This is a genomic window from Nocardioides sp. Z43_10 (assembly GCF_059766615.1).
Map to the genome: position 1 here is coordinate 388,541 of NZ_JCBAJY010000003.1, position 16,372 is coordinate 404,912.

Annotated in this window: 18 protein-coding genes; 8 read left to right on the top strand and 10 right to left on the bottom strand. The window is 71.8% G+C overall.

Annotated elements, in window-relative coordinates; all coding sequences use genetic code 11:
- Nucleotides 1–102: 102 nt before the first annotated feature.
- A complete protein-coding gene (gene miaB, locus AC6EI4_RS08070; protein ID WP_498451140.1) occupies nt 103–1,599 on the bottom strand; it encodes a tRNA (N6-isopentenyl adenosine(37)-C2)-methylthiotransferase MiaB in 1,497 nt (498 codons plus the stop codon).
- A gap of 108 nt (nt 1,600–1,707) precedes the next feature.
- On the opposite strand from miaB, the gene AC6EI4_RS08075 reads away from it, so the two are divergent.
- On the top strand, nt 1,708–2,352 hold the full coding sequence (locus tag AC6EI4_RS08075) for a hypothetical protein (protein ID WP_498451141.1): 645 nt from the start codon (nt 1,708–1,710) through the stop codon (nt 2,350–2,352).
- Between the two features lie 19 nt (nt 2,353–2,371).
- Here the strand turns inward: AC6EI4_RS08075 and AC6EI4_RS08080 are convergent, their stop codons facing one another.
- Nucleotides 2,372–2,878: a DUF2243 domain-containing protein gene (locus tag AC6EI4_RS08080; RefSeq protein ID WP_498420988.1), complete on the bottom strand. Its 507-nt coding sequence runs from the start codon at nt 2,876–2,878 to the stop codon at nt 2,372–2,374.
- Nucleotides 2,879–2,929: 51 nt separating this feature from the next.
- Between AC6EI4_RS08080 and AC6EI4_RS08085 the strand changes: the two genes are divergently transcribed.
- The 6 genes from AC6EI4_RS08085 (at nt 2,930) to AC6EI4_RS08110 (ending at nt 7,533) form a co-directional block, all read left to right on the top strand.
- Nucleotides 2,930–3,145, top strand: a complete 216-nt coding sequence (locus tag AC6EI4_RS08085) for a hypothetical protein (protein ID WP_498420986.1) — start codon at nt 2,930–2,932, stop codon at nt 3,143–3,145.
- A 104-nt stretch (nt 3,146–3,249) separates the two neighbouring features.
- Nucleotides 3,250–4,026: an amino acid ABC transporter ATP-binding protein gene (locus AC6EI4_RS08090; RefSeq protein ID WP_498420984.1), complete on the top strand. Its 777-nt coding sequence runs from the start codon at nt 3,250–3,252 to the stop codon at nt 4,024–4,026.
- 85 nt (nt 4,027–4,111) lie between these two features.
- Entirely contained in the window at nt 4,112–5,008 is an 897-nt protein-coding gene (locus tag AC6EI4_RS08095) for a glutamate ABC transporter substrate-binding protein (RefSeq protein ID WP_498451142.1), read from the top strand.
- A gap of 81 nt (nt 5,009–5,089) precedes the next feature.
- A complete protein-coding gene (locus tag AC6EI4_RS08100) occupies nt 5,090–5,794 on the top strand; it encodes an amino acid ABC transporter permease (protein ID WP_498420980.1) in 705 nt (234 codons plus the stop codon).
- Nucleotides 5,791–6,639 (top strand): amino acid ABC transporter permease, encoded by an 849-nt coding sequence (locus AC6EI4_RS08105; RefSeq protein ID WP_498451143.1) that lies wholly within the window; start codon nt 5,791–5,793, stop codon nt 6,637–6,639. The genes AC6EI4_RS08100 and AC6EI4_RS08105 overlap by 4 nt, the downstream gene beginning before the upstream one ends.
- Nucleotides 6,640–6,945: 306 nt before the next feature.
- Nucleotides 6,946–7,533 (top strand): TetR/AcrR family transcriptional regulator, encoded by a 588-nt coding sequence (locus tag AC6EI4_RS08110; protein WP_498421683.1) that lies wholly within the window; start codon nt 6,946–6,948, stop codon nt 7,531–7,533.
- A 1-nt stretch (nt 7,534) separates the two neighbouring features.
- Here the strand turns inward: AC6EI4_RS08110 and AC6EI4_RS08115 are convergent, their stop codons facing one another.
- Nucleotides 7,535–7,930 carry a VOC family protein gene (locus AC6EI4_RS08115; RefSeq protein WP_498451144.1) on the bottom strand — a complete coding sequence of 132 codons (396 nt, stop codon included), beginning with the start codon at nt 7,928–7,930 and terminating at the stop codon, nt 7,535–7,537.
- Nucleotides 7,927–8,721 (bottom strand): methyltransferase domain-containing protein, encoded by a 795-nt coding sequence (locus AC6EI4_RS08120; protein ID WP_498451145.1) that lies wholly within the window; start codon nt 8,719–8,721, stop codon nt 7,927–7,929. The genes AC6EI4_RS08115 and AC6EI4_RS08120 overlap by 4 nt, the downstream gene beginning before the upstream one ends.
- Nucleotides 8,722–8,810: 89 nt before the next feature.
- Between AC6EI4_RS08120 and AC6EI4_RS08125 the strand changes: the two genes are divergently transcribed.
- Nucleotides 8,811–9,296 carry a MarR family winged helix-turn-helix transcriptional regulator gene (locus AC6EI4_RS08125; protein ID WP_498420972.1) on the top strand — a complete coding sequence of 162 codons (486 nt, stop codon included), beginning with the start codon at nt 8,811–8,813 and terminating at the stop codon, nt 9,294–9,296.
- Nucleotides 9,297–9,317: 21 nt separating this feature from the next.
- Here the strand turns inward: AC6EI4_RS08125 and AC6EI4_RS08130 are convergent, their stop codons facing one another.
- The 6 genes from AC6EI4_RS08130 to AC6EI4_RS08155 all read right to left on the bottom strand — a co-directional run bounded on the left by AC6EI4_RS08130 (nt 9,318) and on the right by AC6EI4_RS08155 (nt 16,362).
- The gene (locus AC6EI4_RS08130; RefSeq protein WP_498451146.1) at nt 9,318–11,147 is read right to left on the bottom strand and encodes an ABC-F family ATP-binding cassette domain-containing protein; all 1,830 of its coding nucleotides are present in this window, start codon (nt 11,145–11,147) and stop codon (nt 9,318–9,320) included.
- On the bottom strand, nt 11,147–12,073 hold the full coding sequence (locus tag AC6EI4_RS08135; protein WP_498420967.1) for a 4-(cytidine 5'-diphospho)-2-C-methyl-D-erythritol kinase: 927 nt from the start codon (nt 12,071–12,073) through the stop codon (nt 11,147–11,149). Before AC6EI4_RS08135 ends, AC6EI4_RS08130 begins: the two co-directional genes overlap by 1 nt.
- Nucleotides 12,070–13,023: a 16S rRNA (adenine(1518)-N(6)/adenine(1519)-N(6))-dimethyltransferase RsmA gene (gene rsmA, locus AC6EI4_RS08140; protein WP_498451147.1), complete on the bottom strand. Its 954-nt coding sequence runs from the start codon at nt 13,021–13,023 to the stop codon at nt 12,070–12,072. The genes AC6EI4_RS08135 and rsmA overlap by 4 nt, the downstream gene beginning before the upstream one ends.
- A gap of 29 nt (nt 13,024–13,052) precedes the next feature.
- Nucleotides 13,053–14,156 (bottom strand): resuscitation-promoting factor, encoded by a 1,104-nt coding sequence (locus tag AC6EI4_RS08145; protein ID WP_498420964.1) that lies wholly within the window; start codon nt 14,154–14,156, stop codon nt 13,053–13,055.
- Nucleotides 14,157–14,523: 367 nt separating this feature from the next.
- A complete protein-coding gene (locus AC6EI4_RS08150) occupies nt 14,524–15,423 on the bottom strand; it encodes a TatD family hydrolase (RefSeq protein ID WP_498451148.1) in 900 nt (299 codons plus the stop codon).
- A gap of 30 nt (nt 15,424–15,453) precedes the next feature.
- On the bottom strand, nt 15,454–16,362 hold the full coding sequence (locus AC6EI4_RS08155) for an alpha/beta fold hydrolase (protein ID WP_498451149.1): 909 nt from the start codon (nt 16,360–16,362) through the stop codon (nt 15,454–15,456).
- Nucleotides 16,363–16,372: the final 10 nt, after the last annotated feature.

Below are 16,372 nucleotides of genomic sequence, written 5' to 3' on the forward strand. Positions count from 1 at the left end.
CAGGGGACTTCGGGGTCCTGTGGATGAGCGAGGCGCGGAATGCGGTCGATCGCACGCACCCAGTGCTCCGGATCGACCGCACTGTCGTCTCCGGGGCGAACCTCAGCCGCAGGCGGGCGCCTGGGGCAGCGGGGCGGGGACGCCCAGGCCCGGCATGCCCAGCGAGACGCCGCTGGGGGCGGGCGGGGCGGCGTGGCGCGACTCCCAGGCGTCGCCGGAGCGGGTGCGGCGTACGGCGAGGACGGGGCCGTCGGCGACCAGGTGGTGCGGGGCCGCGTAGGTGATCTGGACGGTGACCATGTCCCCGGGCCGGACCGCGGGCGCGTCGGCACCGAGCGCGGAGAAGTCGGCCTCGAAGTGCACCAGGCGGTTGTCCGGGGCCCGGCCGGTGAGCCGGTGGGTGGCGGCGTCCTTGCGCCCCTCCCCCTCGGCGACCATCAGCTCGACGCGGCGCCCGACCTGGCGCTTGTTCTCGTTCCAGGCGACCTCGGTGACCACGTCGACCAGGCGCTGGTAGCGGTCCTTGACGACCTCCGGGGAGATCTGGTCCTCCAGGATCGCCGCGGGGGTACCGGGGCGCTTGGAGTACTGGAAGGTGAAGGCGCTGGAGAACCGGGCGGCCCGGACCACGTCGAGGGTGGCCTGGAAGTCCTCCTCGGTCTCGCCGGGGAAGCCGACGATGATGTCGGTGGTGATCGCCGCCTCCGGCATCGCGGCGCGGACCCGCTCGATGATGCCGAGGAACTTCGACTGGCGGTAGGAGCGGCGCATGTCGCGCAGCACCTTGTCCGAGCCCGACTGCAGCGGCATGTGCAGGCTGGGCATCACGTTGGGCGTCTGCGCCATCGCCTCGATCACGTCGTCGGTGAACTCCGCGGGGTGCGGCGAGGTGAACCGGACCCGCTCGAGGCCCTCGATCTCCCCGCAGGCGCGCAGCAGCTTGCTGAACGCCTGTCGGTCGCCGAACTCCACGCCGTAGGCGTTCACGTTCTGGCCCAGCAGGGTCACCTCGGTGACGCCCTCGTCGACCAGCGCGCGGACCTCGGCCAGGATGTCGCCGGGGCGGCGGTCCTTCTCCTTGCCGCGCAGCGCGGGGACGATGCAGAACGTGCAGGTGTTGTTGCACCCGACCGAGATCGACACCCACGCGGCGTACGCCGAGTCGCGCTTGGTGGGCAGCGTGGAGGGGAAGACCTCGAGCGACTCGAGGATCTCGACCTGCGCCTCCTCCTGGACCCGGGCCCGCTCCAGCAGCACCGGCAGCGAGCCGATGTTGTGGGTGCCGAAGACGACGTCGACGTAGGGCGCCTTGCTGGTGATCGTGGCGCGGTCCTTCTGCGCCAGGCAGCCGCCGACCGCGATCTGCATGCCGGGCCGGGCCGCCTTGACCGGCGCCAGGTGGCTGAGGTTGCCGTAGAGCTTGTTGTCGGCGTTCTCCCGCACCGCGCAGGTGTTGAAGACGACCACGTCGGCCTGCTCGCCGTCGTCGGCCGGGGCGTAGCCGGCGTCCTCCAGCAGCCCGGTCAGGCGCTCGGAGTCGTGGACGTTCATCTGGCACCCGTAGGTGCGGACCTCGTAGGTGCGTGGCGTGGCAGTCATGACCGGTCAAGAGTACGAGCGTGGAGGCTCATCGGAGAACTCGGAGGTTCCCGCCGTGGCGCAGCAAAGTGGCCCATGCGCGCCGGCTCGGTCTGGAAGAGTGAGGTCATGAGTGACGAGGGCGAGCGGTTCGGCTGGTATGCGCACCCGCCTGCGGGGTTTGCCGAGGGTGACGACACCGACGACCCGGTGCGCTCGGTGAGGCTTTGGGACGGCGCCCCGGAGATCGGCCCCTTCTGGGAGGGCGGCGTCTTCATCAGCGACGACTTCGACGAGCTCCATGAGTGGATCGGCATCTCGCGAGAGCTCTTCGATGACGCGACCGCCTGGTGCGAGGAATCAGCCTCGCTGAGAGCCGAGCCCAGTGACGACTGGAAGCGCCGACACTTCGAGCGACAGCAGGACCTCCTGCGGCGCCTCTCGAGTGAGGTCCACCCCGGCATCGAGGTCGAGGCACCGCGTCGCGAACCGCGCACGCTGGTCCAGCTGAGCAGGCTGAACGCCGATGCCACGAGCGGCGACCTGGTCTTGTCCGACGAGCATGCGGGCGATGCCGGCCAACCGAAGGCGCTCCCCACGACGCCCGACGCGTTGAAAAACAGGGTCCTTGCCTGGGTTGCGGATGCCGGGAGGTACCAGCTGGCAACCGCAGAGAACAACGCAGCGATCTTCGCGTGGGAGGACGAGGGCTTCGCCATCGCCCGGGAGCTGCAGCAGGTCCTCGGCGACGACTACCGGGTGGTCGCGCGCTGACGGCGCGGCGGCGCGGCTCCTAAGCGAGCGCGCGCGCCGGGTGTCGCTCCTCGAGCGCACGCGCCGCCCGCTTGTGCCACCACCAGCCGACGCCCAGCTGTAGCGCCCCCAGGGCCAGGAAGCCGAGGTCCCACGACAGCGGGCCGCCCAGGTCGTCGCGGACGTGGTGGATGCCCAGGATCTGGTGGTCGATCAGGCCCTCGACCAGGTTGAAGATCCCCCAGCCGGCGAGGACCAGGCTGAAGTGGAAGCCCCAGGACGGCGCCAGGCGCCCCTGGCGCCACATCGCCAGCGTCGTGATCGACGCCGCCAGGACCAGGAACCAGGTGGCCAGGTGGAAGAAGCCGTCGGCCACGGTGTTCAGCTCCAGCCCGGCCAGGGTGTTCATCGGCGCTTCCTCGGTGTGGCTGATCATGTGGTGCCACTGGAAGATCTGGTGCAGCACGATGCCGTCGACGAAGCCGCCCAGACCGAGGCCGTAGAGCAGGCCCGCGGCCTTCGAGGGAGGTCGCGGCGAGGTGTCCATGGCGCGGGAGTACCCGTTCGCCGCGCGGCGATAACGGGTACGGGCTCCACCATGAGCGACGAGGCACTCACCGGCGACGAGACCACCCAGCTGCACGGAAGCATGGCCGACGAACAGCGCGGCGACACGATGACGGCCGCAGCGGAGGACTGGGCCAAGACGCACGGCCGCGAGAACGCGTCGGCGCAGGAGAAGATGGCGGGCTACCTGGAGAGCATCTCCGCCGGCGGCTCCCAGCAGGGAAGCGACCTGCCCGGACCCACCTGAGCCGGGCGGTTCGGCGACCCGAGAAGGTCACGAGACGGTTCCGGTTGACCTCTGTCCAGCATCAGAGATGGCCGGAGAGCCCGCATGCCGCTACCTTTCTCGCCATGACAGCGCTGGAGAAGAACCCTGCCCCGACGGGCCAGGGAGAGCCGCTCGTCGTGCTCGACGGTGTGAACAAGTGGTTCGGCGACCTGCACGTCCTGCAGGACATCGACCTGACCGTCCACCGCGGCGAGGTCGTCGTGGTCATCGGCCCCTCCGGGTCGGGCAAGTCCACCCTGTGCCGGGCCATCAACCGCCTCGAGACGATCGAGAAGGGCACGATCACCCTCGACGGCAAGCCGCTGCCGCAGGAGGGCAAGGCCCTGGCCAAGCTCCGTGCCGAGGTCGGCATGGTCTTCCAGAGCTTCAACCTCTTCGCGCACAAGACGATCCTCGAGAACGTCACGCTCGGCCCGATCAAGGTGCGCGGCCAGAAGAAGGCCGACGCCGAGAAGCGGGGCCGCGAGCTGCTCGAGCGCGTCGGCATCGCCCACCAGGCCGAGAAGTACCCCGCCCAGCTCTCCGGCGGCCAGCAGCAGCGCGTGGCGATCGCCCGTGCGCTGGCGATGGACCCCAAGGTGATGCTCTTCGACGAGCCCACCTCCGCGCTGGACCCGGAGATGATCAAGGAGGTCCTCGACGTGATGGTCGATCTCGCCAAGCGCGGGATGACCATGGTCGTGGTCACCCACGAGATGGGCTTCGCCCGCACCGCCGCGGACCGGGTGATCTTCATGTCCGACGGGGCGATCGTGGAGGAGAACACCCCCGAGGAGTTCTTCACGAACCCGCGCTCGGAGCGGGCCAAGGACTTCCTCGGCAAGATCCTCAAGCACTGAGCCGCGCGCACCACCCCCCTGCACTGACCCGCACCGACCACCAGCACCACGGGGCCGACCGGCTCGCGACAGAAGGAGACAGTTCATGCGACTCATCAAGACGAAGGCGGTGCTGGCGGCAGCCGGACTCGCCCTCTCCCTCGCCGCGTGCGGCAACGCCGGCGACGAGGAGAGCGACGCGCCGAAGGTCGATGCCAAGGAGAACGCCGCGGAGAACTTCGACGCCGGCACCCGGATGAAGGAGCTGGCCGAGGCCGGCAAGATCACCGTCGGCGTCAAGTACGACCAGCCCGGCCTCGGCTTCAAGGGCGCCACCGACGACATGCCGTCGGGCTTCGACATCGAGATCGCCAAGCTCCTGGTCGCCGACCTCGGGATCGACCCCAGCGACACCAGCAAGGTGACCTGGAAGGAGACCATCTCCGACAACCGCGAGCCCTTCCTCGAGGCCGGCGAGGTCGACCTCGTGCTCGCGTCGTACTCGATGACCGACGAGCGCCGCCAGGTGGTCGGCCAGACCGGGCCGTACATGATCACCGGCCAGCAGCTGCTGGTGAAGAAGGGCGGCGACATCCAGGGCGTCGAGGACATCAAGGGCACCGAAGTCTGCTCGGTGACCGGCTCCACCTCGCTGGAGAACGTCGAGGCCGAGGGCGCCAAGCCGCGCGGCTTCGACACCTACTCCGAGTGCCGCGACCAGGTCCTCAACGGCACCGTCGACGCGATGACCACGGACGGCTCGATCCTGCTCGGATACGCCGCCATCAACCCCGAGGAGCTCGAGGTCGTCGGCGAGGAGTTCTCCGAGGAGCGCATCGGCGTCGGCTACTCCAAGACCACCCCCGAGATGTGCGAGTGGATCAACGGCGTGCTCGAGGAGTCCTTCGAGAACGGCGACTGGGAGGCCGCGTGGGACGCGACGCTGGGCAAGTCCGGCGCCGAGGCCCCCGAGCCGCCCACCCTGGACGAGTGCCAGGCCTGATCACGACCCCTGCATGAGCGTGGGCCGGGCGAGCGCCCGGCCCACGCTCATGTCCCCTACGAACGGAAGGCGGTGAGCTGAGTGGACGACATCCTCTCCAACTTCGATCTTTACCTGCGCGCGTTCGGCATGGTCATCGCCCTGTTCGTCATCTCCGGGATCGCCTCGCTGATCCTCGGCGTCGCGCTCGCGGCGATGCGGGTGGGACCGGTCAAGGTGCTCGCCCGCGCGGCCGGGGTCTACGTGACCGTGGTGCGCAACACCCCGCTGCTGATGATCTTCATCTTCATGGCGATCGCGGCACCCAAGCTGGGCCTGACGTTCAACTCCGTGGAGGAGATCACCGACCGGCTGACCCCCGGCGACTGGTACGTCTCCGGCTTCTTCTTCCGCTCATGCCTGGCCCTGAGTCTCTACACCGCGGCGTTCGTGTGCGAGGCCTTCCGCTCGGGCATCAACTCGGTCCCCCTCGGCCAGGCCGAGGCGTCGCGGGCCATCGGCCTCACCTTCCTGGGCTCCATGCGCCACGTCGTGCTGCCGCAGGCGCTGCGCGCGACGCTGCCGCCGCTGGCCAGTGTCCAGATCGCCCTGATCAAGAACACCTCCATCGCCGGGGTCTTCGGGATCCTGGAGGCCACCGCCCGGATGAAGTACTTCTCCAACCGCAACGCCGACGAACGGGAGCTTGTCTTCATCATGTTCGCGATCGGCTACATCGTCATCGTGGAGGTCGTCTCCTTGGCGGCCAACCGACTCGAGAAGCGATGGGCGGTGGCCGCGCGATGAGCCACAGCGTCCTCTTCGATGCGCCGGGACCCCGCACCAAGGCCCGGCACCGGATCTACACGATCGCGGGCACCCTGCTGGTGCTGGCCGCGGCGGCGTTGGTGATCAAGCGCTTCTACGACTACGGGCAGCTCGAGTACTCCCTGTGGGAGCCCTTCGTGACTCCGCAGTACGTTCAAGCGCTCCTCGTGGACGGGCTGCTCAAGACCCTGCAGATGGCAGGTCTGTCGATCCTCTTCGCCGTGGTCTTCGGCGCCTTCTTCGGGATCGGCAAGCTCTCCGACCACGCGTGGGTGCGCTGGCCGTGCTGGCTGGTCGTCGAGTTCTTCCGGGCCGTCCCGGTGCTGCTGCTGATGATCTTCCTGTTCTTCGCCTACGGCGTCGGCGAGGGCGGCATCGGCGCCTACTGGAGCGTCGTGATCGCGCTGACGCTCTACAACGGCTCGGTGCTCGCCGAGATCTTCCGCGCCGGGGTGCTCGCCGTTCCCGCCGGACAGGCCGAGGCCGCCTATGCGATCGGGATGCGCAAGTCGCAGGTGATGCGGATCGTGCTGATGCCGCAGGCCGTGAAGATCATGCTGCCCTCGATCATCAGCCAGTGCGTCGTGGCCCTCAAGGACACCAGCCTCGGCTACGCCATCAGCGCGCCCGGCCTCACCTTCGTCGGCAAGCAGATCTACGGCGAGTTCGCCAACCAGGTCCAGGCCGCGCTGGTCGTCACCGCGATCTACGTCACGGTCAACCTGATCCTGACCGGCGCCGCGACCTGGGTCCAGAAGAAGTACGTGGGCGAGAAGAAGCTGGTCGTGCCGGGCGCCGGGAACACCGACGGCCGGGCGGTCTGAACGCTGTGGGGCCGCCTCGGCGGTCTCCCTGACGCGCCGTTTGGTCCCCAACGGCGAGGATTTCCGCCCGTGGCCCTCCGTCTCTGACCAATCGGCGTCCGCGGCCGCCCGTCTGCCGGGGCACCGCGCCGTTGACGTCGTCCGCCGTGCGTGCGGGGTCGCCGATTGGGCAGAGACGGCAGCGCGATGCCCGGATTTCTCTCCGGTGGGGACCAAACGGCGGCCGGAGCGGAGCGAACGCCGGCATCACCTGCTCGGGGCGTCTGCGAGGATGCTGGCGTGAGCACGCCCAGGACCCGCAGCCGGATGACCAGCGGGGAGCGCCGCGCGCAGCTGCTCGGGGTGGCCCGGGCGCTGTTCGCCGAGCGCGGCTTCGACGGCACGTCGATCGAGGAGATCGCGGCCCGGGCCGGGGTGTCCAAGCCGGTGGTCTACGAGCACTTCGGTGGCAAGGAGGGCGTCTACGCGGTCGTCGTGGACCGCGAGGTCACCCAACTGCTGACGGTGATGCAGGCCTCGCTGGTGGGGGGCCCGCGCCAGATCCTGGAGGGCGCGACGATGGCGCTGCTCGACTACATCGAGTCCTCGCCCGACGGCTTCCGGATCATCACCCGCGACAGCCCGATCGGGTCCTCGACGTTCCAGACGATCATCGGCGACGTCGTGGGGCGGGTCGAGGGCATCCTCGTCAACGAGTTCGCCCGGCTGGGGCTGGATGCGGCGCTGGCGCCGATGTACGCGCGGATGCTGGTCGGCATGGTCGCCTCGACCGGCCAGTGGTGGCTCGACTTCGGCGCCCCCGAGAAGCGTGAGGTGGCCGCGCACCTGGTCAACCTGGCCTGGAACGGCCTGTCCACGCTGGAGGCGGCACCGCGCGCCCTGCGCGTCACCTGATTCACCCGGCCGGCTGCGCGGCCAGCACCTCGACCCGGTTGCCGTGTCCGTCGAAGCTGTGGAGGCGCTGGTAGCCGGTGAAGCTGTGCCGCTGCGTCCAGTCGACCTCGAAGCCCAGCCGGCGCAGCCGCTCCCCCACCTCCTCCAGCTCGGCGACCCCGTCCACGACGAGCGCCGGGTGCGCCTTGCGGGCGGGGGCGAACGGCGCCTCCACGCCGACGTGGATCTCCGCGGCGACCGCGCCGCGCGCGTCGTAGGCCCGGAACCAGGCGCCGCCGCGCGCGGCCAGCTCCTCGGGCTTGGCCACCTCGCTCAGGCCCAGCCCCTCTGCGTAGAAGCGGCGCGCCAGCGGCTCCCCGCCCTGGGGGCACGCCACCTGGACGTGGTGCAGCCTCATCGGCCCGCCTCCGCGCCGCCGGCCACCTGCGCCACCGCGAAGACCCGACGGAACGGCAGCACGACGCGCCCTGCTCGCGCCGGGTACGCCGCCCGCAGACGCTCCTTGAACTCGCCCTCGAACTCCCCGCGCAGCCGCTCGGGCAGCGCCTGCAGCGTGGGCCGGGCCCCGGTGGCCGCGACCCACGCGAAGACCGGGTCCTCCCCCGCCAGCACGTGCAGGTAGGTGGTCTCCCAGGCGTCGACGCGGCAGCCCAGCCCGCTCAGCGCCTCCAGGTAGGTCGCGGCGTCGTGCGCCTGCGGCGTCGCCACGTCCGCGGTGTACGGCGCGAACCGCGGGTCGGCGGCCAGGTCACGGCGGATGGTGTGGCTGGGCTCCTCGAAGTTGCCGGGCACCTGGAGCGCCAGCCAGCCGCCGGGCGCCACCCGGCTCACCAGCGCGGGCAGCAGCTCGAGGTGACCGGGCACCCACTGCAGCGTGGCGTTCGAGACCAGCACGTCCAGCGCCGGCTCCTCCTCCTGCGCGAGCCAGTCGCGCAGGTCCGCGACGACGAACTCGATGCCGGGCGCGTCGCGTCGGGCTCGGGTGATCATCTCGGTGGAGCTGTCGAGGCCGCGCACCTGCGCGCCCGGCCAGCGCTCGGCCAGCAGCCGGGTCAGGTTCCCGGGGCCGCAGCCCAGGTCGAGGACCCGGTCCGGGGCCTGCGCGCCCACCCGCTGGAGCAGCTCGACGAAGGGCCGACCGCGCTCATCGGCGTAGGTCAGGTACTGCCCGGGGTCCCAGCTCTGCATGTCGCCTCCAATTGTCTCGACGTCAAGACAGTTTGCAGGCGGACTTATCTCGATGTCAAGATTCTCGACCGGGGCGCTAGCATGGGCGCATGCGCGACGAGGTGGACGAGCTCGTCGAGGCGTGGGCGCGTGAGCGCGGCGACCTCGACCTGGGTCCGGTGGAGGTCTTCAGCCGGATCAGCCGTCTCGCGCGCCAGCTGGAGCTGGCCCGCCGCGCGGCGTTCACCGCCCAGGCGATCGAGCTGTGGGAGTTCGACGTGCTGGCCGCGCTGCGCCGCGCCGGGACCCCCTACGAGCTCTCCCCCGGCCGACTGCTGCGCGAGACCCTGGTGACCAGCGGCACGATGACCAACCGGGTCGACCGGCTCGCCGCCCGCGGGCTCGTCGAGCGGCTGCCCGACCCGCGCGATCGCCGCGGGGTCCTGGTCCGCCTCACCGCCGAGGGCAAGACCCGCGTCGACGCCGCCTTCGAGGCCCTGGTCGCCGCCGAGCGCGACCTGCTCGCCGTACTCCCCGAGGCGCAGCGCCAGGAGCTGGCCGACAGCCTGCGGGCGCTGCTGTCGTCGTTCAGCTGAGGCTGCCGGCCGCCCCACCCGTCACTCCAGCAGCTCTGCCGCCTGCAGCCACTCCAGCTCGATGTCCGCGCGGGTGCCGGCCAGCTCGCCCAGCTCCTTGGTGAGCTTCGCCATCCGCTCGTAGTCCTCGGAGTGCGTGGCGAGCTCGGCGTTGATCTCGGCCTCGCGGGCGGTGAGCTTGGCCAGCTGCTTGTCGAGGCGGGCGACGGTCTTGCGCGCGGCCCGCTCCTCGGCGCTGCCGGCCTTGGCCTTCTTCGACCCTGGAGCGTTCCCGCCCGCAGCGCCCGCGGTCGAAGACGCCCCGACCGTGCCCGACGCCGGTACGGCGGCCGCTGCCGCCAGCGCGGCGTCCTCGGCGGCCAGGTCGGCCGCGCGGCGCTCCAGGTACTCGTCGACGCCGCGCGGCAGCATCGCGATCTGGCCATCGCCCAGCAGCGCCCAGACCGAGTCGGTGACCCGCTCCAGGAAGTACCGGTCGTGGGAGACCACGATCAGGGTGCCCGGCCAGCCGTCGAGGAAGTCCTCGAGGACGTTGAGGGTGTCGATGTCCAGGTCGTTGGTGGGCTCGTCGAGCAGCAGCACGTTCGGCTCGAGCAGCAGCAGGCGCAGCAGCTGGAAGCGGCGCCGCTCGCCACCGGAGAGGTCGCCGATGCGCGCCGTGAGCCGGTCGCCGGTGAACCCGAACCGCTCCAGCAGCGACATCGCGGTGATCTCGCCGTCGGCGGTCTTGGTGACCCGGCGGATCCGCTCCACCGACGGCAGCACCCGCTCGGTGGGGTCGAGGTCGTCGAGCTGCTGGGTGAGGTGCTGCAGGGAGACGGTCTTGCCGGTCTTCACCCGCCCCGAGGCCGGCTCGAGCAGGCCGCCGATCAGCGACAGCACCGAGGTCTTGCCGGCCCCGTTCACCCCGACGATGCCCACCCGGTCGCCGGGACCCAGCCGCCAGGTGGCGTGGTGCAGCAGCGTGCGCTCGCCGCGCACCAGGTCGACGTCCTCGAGGTCGATGACGTCCTTGCCGAGGCGCTGGGTGGCGAACTTCTGCAGCTCCAGGCGGTCGCGCGGCGGGGGCACGTCGGCGATCAGCGCGTTGGCGGCGTCGATGCGGAACTTCGGCTTCGCGGTCCGCGCCGGGGCGCCGCGGCGCAGCCAGGCGAGCTCCTTGCGGGCGAGGTTCTGGCGGCGCGTCTCGCTGGCCGAGGCCTGCCGGGTGCGCTCCGCCTTGGCCAGCACGTACGCCGCGTAGCCGCCCTCGTAGGCGTCCACGACCCCGTCGTGCACCTCCCAGGTCCACTGGCAGACCTCGTCGAGGAACCACCGGTCGTGGGTGACCACGACCATCGCCGAGGGGCGGTTCACCAGGTGCTGGGCCAGCCACGCGACCGCCTCCACGTCCAGGTGGTTGGTCGGCTCGTCGAGGATGATCAGGTCGTGGTCGCCCAGCAGCAGCGCCGCGAGCGAGCAGCGTCGGCGCTCGCCACCGGAGAGCCCGAGCACCGGGCGGTCCAGCGAGACGCCCGCGAGCAGCACCTCGACGACCTCGCGCATCGCGTAGTCGGCCGCCCACTCGTGGTCCTCGCGACCGCCGAGGACGGCCTCGCGCACGGTGTGGGTGTCGACCAGCTCGTCGCCCTGGTGCAGGTAGCCGATGTGCAGCCCGCGCGAGCGGGAGACCCGGCCGCTGTCGGGCTCCTCCAGGCCGGCCATCACCTCCAGCAGCGTGGTCTTGCCGTCGCCGTTGCGCCCGACGATGCCGATCCGCTCGCCGGCGGCGATGCCGAGCGAGACGTCGGTCAGCAACGGCCGGATGCCGTAGGACTTCGAGACCTTCTCGAGGTTGATCAGGTTGGACATCAGGAGTACCTCACGAGGTGTGCGCCGGCGACAGGGCCGTTGGCGACGAGGACGACAGGGGAGACGGTCTCCAGCTCGCCCGCGACCGCGCGGGCGTGGGGACCGGAGGAGCAGAGGAAGACGACGGTGGGCCCGGACCCGGAGACCATGCCGCGCAGGGCCCCGGCCTCCTCGCCGCGGGCGATCACCTCGCCCAGGTCGGGGCGCAGGTCGATCGCGGGGGCCTGCAGGTCGTTGTGCAGCGTGGCCGCCAGCAGGGCCGGGTCCCGGGCCGCGAGCGCCCCGAGCAGCGCCCGCGCCGGAGCCGGGGTGGGGCCGGCGTCGGGGAAGAGCCGGTCGTAGTGCCGGTAGACCTCGGGGGTGGACAGGCCCCGGTCCGAGGGCACGACCACCCACCACCAGGGCCCCTCGTCGGCGAGCGGCTCCACCACCTCGCCGCGCCCGGTGCCCAGCGCGGTGCCGCCCACCAGCGCGAACGGGACGTCGCTGCCCAGCTCGGCCGCGATCCGCAGCAGGTCGGCGTCGGAGGTGCCGAGGTCCCACAGCCGGTCCAGGGCGACCAGCGCCGCGGCCGCGTCGGCCGAGCCGCCGGCCATCCCGCCGGCCACCGGGATGGCCTTGGTGACGCTGAGTGCGGCGTGCGGCTCGATGCCGTGGTGCGCGGCCAGCAGCCGGGCCGCCTTCCACGCGATGTTCGACCCGTCCAGCGGGACCGCGCCCGCGTCGACGTACGGCGCGGGCTCGACGGCGATGCTCAGCCCCTGGCCCGGCGCGGCGCTCAGGTCGTCGTGCAGCCCGACCGCCTGGTAGACGGTGACCAGCGGGTGGAAGCCGTCGGGCCGTGGCGCACCGACGCCCAGGTGGAGGTTGATCTTGGCGGGGGCTCGGACGGTGACAGGGGCGGGGACGTGGACCGCTGCGGTCACCGGGCGCCCTCCCCGGCCGGCGTCACGCCGTCCTCGGCACCGGCGTCCTCGGCACAGGCGGCCTGGGCCAGCGCCAGGCCCTCGGCGATCCGCGCGAACTCGACGACCCCGATCTGCTCGCCGCGGGTGTTCGGCTCGACGCCCGCCGCGGCCAGCGCGGCCCCGGCGATCTCGGCCGAGCCCGCCAGGCCACGCAGCGCCGCGCGCAGGGTCTTGCGCCGCTGCGCGAACGCCGCGTCCACCACCGCGAAGACCTGCTCGCGGGTGGCGGTGGTCGCCGGCGGCTCGCGCCGGGTCCAGGCGACCAGGCCGGAGTCGACGTTGGGCGCGGGCCAGAACACGTTGCGTCCCACGGCCCCGGCGCGGCGCACCTCGGCGTACCAGGCGGCCTTCACCGACGGCACGCCGTACACCTTGGAGCCGGGACCGGCGGCGAGCCGGTCGGCCACCTCGGCCTGCACCATCACCAGCCCGCGCTCGAGCGAGGGCAGCAGCTCCAGCATGTGCAGCAGCACCGGGACCGACACGTTGTAGGGCAGGTTGGCCACCAGCGCGGTGGGCGCCGGGCCCGGGATCTCGCGCACCCGCAGCGCGTCCGCGTGGACCACCTCGAAGGCGTCCACGTGGTCGGGGGCGTAGGTCGCGATCGTCGCGGGCAGCTCGTCGGCGAGCCGTTCGTCGAGCTCGACGGCCACCACCCGCCGCGCGACCGCGAGCAGGGCCAGCGTCAGCGAGCCGAGCCCGGGGCCGATCTCGATGACCACGTCGTCGGGGCCGATCCCGGAGTCGCGCACGATGCGGCGCACCGTGTTGGGGTCGATGACGAAGTTCTGCCCGCGCTGCTTGGTGGGGCGCACGTCGAGTCGCGCGGCGAGCGAACGCACCTCCGCCGGGCCGAGAAGTCTCGGCCCGGCGGAGGTGGAGGCGGCCGGTGGGCCCTGGTCAGGCATTCCACCAGCGTAGTCGGCGCGCTGCGTGGTCAGCGGGGCAGACCCAGCTGCGCGGAGCAGTGCGGCCAGGCGCCGTAGCCACCGGAGGCGTCGCGCAGCTTCGTGGCGACGGCGATCTGGGTCTCGCGGCTGTGCGAGCTGGGCAGCCCGGTGCCGCCGTAGGCCTGCCAGGTGGACAGCGAGAACTGCAGTCCGCCGTAGTAGCCGTTGCCGGTGTTGATGGCCCAGTTGCCGCCGGACTCGCACTGCGCGAGCCGGTCCCACACGCTGTTGCCGGAGGCGTAGTTGGTGCTCGGCGCCGCCGGCTCGGCGGGACGCTCCTTGGTACCGACCCGCACGATCTCGTCGACCGGACGCTTGACGACCTTGGAGCGCACCACCTCGGTGCGCACCAGCTCACCGTCGCGGTAGGTCAGCCGGTAGGTGACGTCGCGCTTGCCGGGGACGCCCTCGCGCTGGACCTCGTCCTCGTCCTCGTACATCGAGGGGTCCTTCTTCTTCACGGTGTCGAAGTCGATGCTCTCGCCGCGCGCCTGCTTGGTGACGACCCTGACCTTGGTGACGACGATCTTGTCGCCGCTCTCCACCTGGGCCTTGAGCCGCGGCTTCACCTCGTCGTCGTCGTCGTGCTTGACGCCGAGCTCCTCGAGAGCCTCCTGCACGGTGAGCGCGTGGACCTTGTCGGCCTTGACCTTCTTGCCGGCGACCAGGACCGTGAGCTTCTTCGCCGTGACCACCTCGAGGGCCAGGCCCTCGCGGCTGATGTCGGCGCTACGGCTCACCGAGAGGTCGGCGCCGCCGAAGCGGCGCCCGATCTCGTCGAGCGCGCCCTGCACGTCGGTGGAGTTGACCCAGTGGGTCTTCGTCTCGCCGTCGACGCTCAGCTCGAGCGGCCGGCCGAAGCGGACGGTGATCCGGTCCCCGTCGCTCACCTTCTGGTCGGGGTCGGGGGCGACGATGTCGTGCTCGCCCACCTCGATGCCCTCGTCCTCGAGGACCTCGCCGACGGTCCCGGCCATGGCGGAGACGCTGCGAGCCTCGCCGTCCAGGGAGAGGGTGACCTTCTTGGTCAGCATGGAGTATCCGACCGTGCTGCCGGCCACAGCCAGCACCACCAGGGTCGCCACGGTCACCAGAATGGCTCTGTTCCGACCCAGGCGGGCCAGCTTGCTAGTCAGCGTGCTCTGCACGATTCTCCGAACGTCGTCCTGTCCGGTTCTCGGGTGCCGGGGCATCCCCGCACGTGACACCGATGGCGCTGGTGACGTCGAGCTGCGTGCGTGGGTCTCGGCGGCCTGGACGCCAGGGGAAGACGTCCGCTTCGCCCGCTCAGCTGCGGACGGCTGCCCGTTGGGGGCCACCTGTTGCTCCGGTCGGGAGTCCCGATTCCGGCTGTCAGTCACACGACAGTAACGGCGGATCCCGCCATATCAAACTCCGCCGGGACCCGCACATCGGGGTGGTGACGCGATTCACCCGGCTCCCGAGCCCCGCCGACGGCTACCAGGCGCCCCCGAAGACGGCCGTCGTGGTGGCGTCCACGGCTGCGCACAGCGCCTCCAGGTCCTCGCCCCGGGTCTCGGCCATCACCCGCATCGTGAGCGGGATCAGGTACGACGCGTTGGGTCGGCCCCGGTACGGGTGGGGCGTGAGGTACGGCGCGTCGGTCTCCACCAGCACCCTGTCCTGCGGCGCCACCACCAGGGCGTCGCGCAGCGGTTGGGCGTTCTTGAAGGTGACCGTCCCGGAGAAGCTCAGGTGCGCGCCGCGGTCCAGGCAGGCCCGGGCGAAGTCGGCGTCGCCGGAGAAGCAGTGCATCACCCACCGCTGTGGGGCGCCCTCGCTGTCGATCACCTCCAGCACCTGCGCGTGGGAGTCGCGGTCGTGGATGACCAGGGTCTTGTCCAGCCGCTTGGCCAGGTCGATGTGGCGCCGGAAGCTCTCGACCTGCGCCGCGCGGCCCTCCTCGCCGGTGCGGAAGTGGTCGAGGCCGGTCTCCCCCACCGCGCGCACCTTGTCGTGGGCGCCGGCGAGCCGCTCGATCTCGGCGAGCGCCTCCTCCAACCGCCCCTCGGCCGCCAGCCGGGGAGCCTCGTTGGGGTGCAGCGCGACGCCCGCCACCAGCGCGTCGTAGCGCTCGGCCGCCTCCACCGCCCAGCGGGCTCCGGGCAGGTCGCAGCCGATCTGCACGATCCGGGTCACGTTCACCTCGGCCGCCGCGGCCAGCGCCCGGTCGGTGCCGAGCCAGTGCTCGCCCTCGGGTCCGTCCGCGATGTCGAGGTGGCAGTGGTTGTCCACCACCGGGTGCGGCAGCGGCTCGGGCGCGGGCGGGCGGGTCCGGTCGCGTCGGCTGCCCTGCTCGTCTGTCTCGGCGCGGGCTCGGGTGGGCTGCTCGGTCACGCCACCGAGGCTAACCCGCGGCCCGCGAGGCTAGCTGGCGGCCCGCGTACCGACGGAGGCGATGCGCTCCAGGACGATCGGGGCCAACAGCTCGGGTGCCTGCGCCGGGATCCAGTGCGAGACGCCCTCGAGCACCCGCAGCTCGTAGGGCGCCTTCACGCACGCCTCGGTCAGCTCCGCGCCCTTGCGGGCCAGCGCCACGTCGCCGTCGCTCCACACGTGCGTGGTCGGCACCGTGACCGGGCGGCGCAGGACCGATCCACCGGCCAGGCCGAAGGGCAGCGCCCGGTACCAGGCCAGCCCGCCCGGCAGCGCGCCGTACTCGAGGATCTCGCGGCGGAACCGGGCCACGCCGTCGGCGTCCATGCCCGCCGCGCGCAGCGCGTCCTCGACGCGACCCGGACTGGTCCGGGCCAGCACCTCGGGCAGGATCGGAGTCTGGAACAGGCCCATGTACAACGAGCGCAGCGCCTGGGTGGAGCGCACCATCGAGCCGAGGAACGCCGCCGGGTGCGGCACCGAGACCGTCACCAGCGAGCGGCACAGCTCGGGCCGGGTGGCGGCCAGGCCCCAGGCGACCATCGCCCCCCAGTCGTGGCCGACGAGGTGGACCCGCTCGGTGCCGGTCAGCAGCCGGATCTCCTCGATCAGCGCCTCGACGTCGGCGACCAGGTTGCTCAGCCGGTACGCCGCGCGCCCACGCGGGCGGGCGCCCGGGGAGTAGCCGCGCTGGTCGGGGGCGAAGGTGCGCACCCCGGCCGCGTTGAGGGCCGCGGAGACCTGCGCCCAGGAGCTGGCGCGCTCGGGGAAGCCGTGCAGGAGCACCGCGATCTCGCCGGAGCCGGCGGCGGTCCTGTCCGCGGGCAGCGGTCCGGAGTCGGTGACGTCGAAGGTCAGCCCGTCGCGGGTGTACGTCGTGAGTCGGTCGCTGATGGGCATGTGTCCTCCG